Annotated in this window: 2 protein-coding genes; both read left to right on the top strand. The window is 35.3% G+C overall.

Annotated elements, in window-relative coordinates:
* Window positions 1–195 precede the first annotated feature (195 nt).
* The gene (locus ACOVO2_RS00970; RefSeq protein ID WP_421768176.1) at window positions 196–492 is read left to right on the top strand and encodes a hypothetical protein; all 297 of its coding nucleotides are present in this window, start codon (window positions 196–198) and stop codon (window positions 490–492) included.
* A 212-nt stretch (window positions 493–704) separates the two neighbouring features.
* Window positions 705–1996, top strand: a 1292-nt coding sequence (locus ACOVO2_RS00965; RefSeq protein ID WP_421768175.1) for an ATP-binding protein, incomplete at its 3' end; no start/stop codon positions are given.

The following is a 1996-nucleotide window of genomic DNA, read 5'->3' as shown; positions in this document are numbered from 1 at the left end:
ATTTGATAATCAGTCATTTTCATCATAAGGTTCAAAATGAACTTTATGATGAAAAATTAGGAAACGTATGATTTTTACCTGAGATTAGGCAACTGTTATTTAATAAAAAATGTTTTTATAACGGAATTAATGCGTTATAATTTTGATTATATATTGTTTTTTTATTAATATTGTACTACTAAAACATATACATGTATGCCTACTCTCGACCGTAGTAAGTTCAAATATAACGCTAAAGTTTTTGAAAAAACTTGTTTGTACTGTGGTACTGTTTATTTTGCCAATCGCTCGACCGCCAAATACTGTTCATCGACTTGTCGTGGTTATGCCAACCAAGCAAAGAACCTCAATGAAGCAGCTCCGTGGAATGAAGAAGACCGCACGGTTGATGCCTTACTTTCTCAAGTAGCTTATTTAAAAGGGCAGTTGCAGCACTATGTCAATGAAAATGACGAATTGAAGAGAATCATTGCAGAAATAAAAAAGCCTTGACGCAGACATGTACAAGGCGATTCTGTATTCCTACAACTTTGATGCTAAGATAGCTATTTTCGAGCTTCAAAGCTCATCTTTGTATCATTTTTTTTGCATCTACACTCCGTTATTTTGCTTCTCCAATTAATTTTTTAACAGACTTTAATCTATTATCTTTGTATAATACCCACTTATGAAGTGGTATTCAAAATTGAATTTTAAAGTTTAGTATGACAAAAGAAAACCAAAATACTGAGTGGAAAGAATCTTGGCGTGATGAATATATCAAATGGATTTGTGGTTTTGCTAATGCCCAAGGCGGTACATTATATATTGGTATTAATGATAACGGTATTGTCAGTGGCCTTGATGAAGCAGAGAAATTACTGGAGGATATTCCGAATAAAGTGCGTGATGTCTTGGGGATAATGGTCGATGTAAACCTACTTTCTGAAAACAATTTACAATATTTAGAAATCATTGTTGAGCCATATCCTTATCCAATAAATTATAAAGGTCAGTACCATTTTCGGAGTGGAAGCACTAAACAAGAACTAAAAGGACTTGCGTTAAATAAATTTTTACTCGAAAAAACGGGCAAACATTGGGATTCTATTCCGATGCCTCATCTCAAAATTAAAGATTTGAATGTTCGTGCTTTTGATGATTTCAGAAAGCGTGCTACCAAATCTAAAAGAGTTGAAGATGATATTTTGAATGAATCAGATGAAACACTATTGATTCATTTAAATCTGATTGAGGAAAATCAGCTCAAAAGGGCGGCATTATTACTTTTTCATGAAAGGCCCGAACGCTATATTACTGGTGCGTATGTGAAAATTGGCTTCTTCGCTAACCCTGCCGATATACTTTATCAAGACGAAGTACATGGTACACTTATGCAGCAAGTAGATAAAACAATGGATTTATTACTGAGCAAATATATGAGTGCCATGATTAGCTACGAAGGTATATATAGGGTTGAAACATATCCTTACCCCGAAAAAGCACTCCGTGAGGCTGTATTAAATGCCATTGCTCACAAAGATTATAGTAGCGGCAGTCCGATTCAAATTAAGGTTTTTCCTGATGCTTTATATATTTGGAATGATGGAGAATTGCCTCATAATTGGACACTCGAACGTTTCGTTACTACGCACACATCAAAACCCCGAAATCCCGACGTTTCAAATACCTTTTTTAGAGCTGGTATGGTAGAATCGTGGGGGCGTGGCATCTCAAGGATATTACAAGAGTGTACACTTGCGGGTGTTCCACAACCCTATTTTGACCTCGAAATGGGTGGGGTTGATGTAAGGTTTTCTCCGAGAATAGCACAAAGTGTGTCGGAGAAAATGTCGGAAGAAACTACGGTGAAAAGTACGGTGAAAAGTGGGTTGAAAAGTACGGTGAAGACCTTAGAGTTAATTAAAGAAAATCCATTAATAACAATACCTGAATTAGCAATTGCATTGAATAAATCAAAAAGTGCGATTGAAAAACAGATTGCAAAACTAAAAGA

Source organism: Emticicia sp. (assembly GCF_049241225.1).
GTDB lineage: Bacteria > Bacteroidota > Bacteroidia > Cytophagales > Spirosomataceae > Emticicia.
Note: the sequence above shows the minus strand (reverse complement) of the source record. Positions and strands in the feature narration are given on the sequence as shown.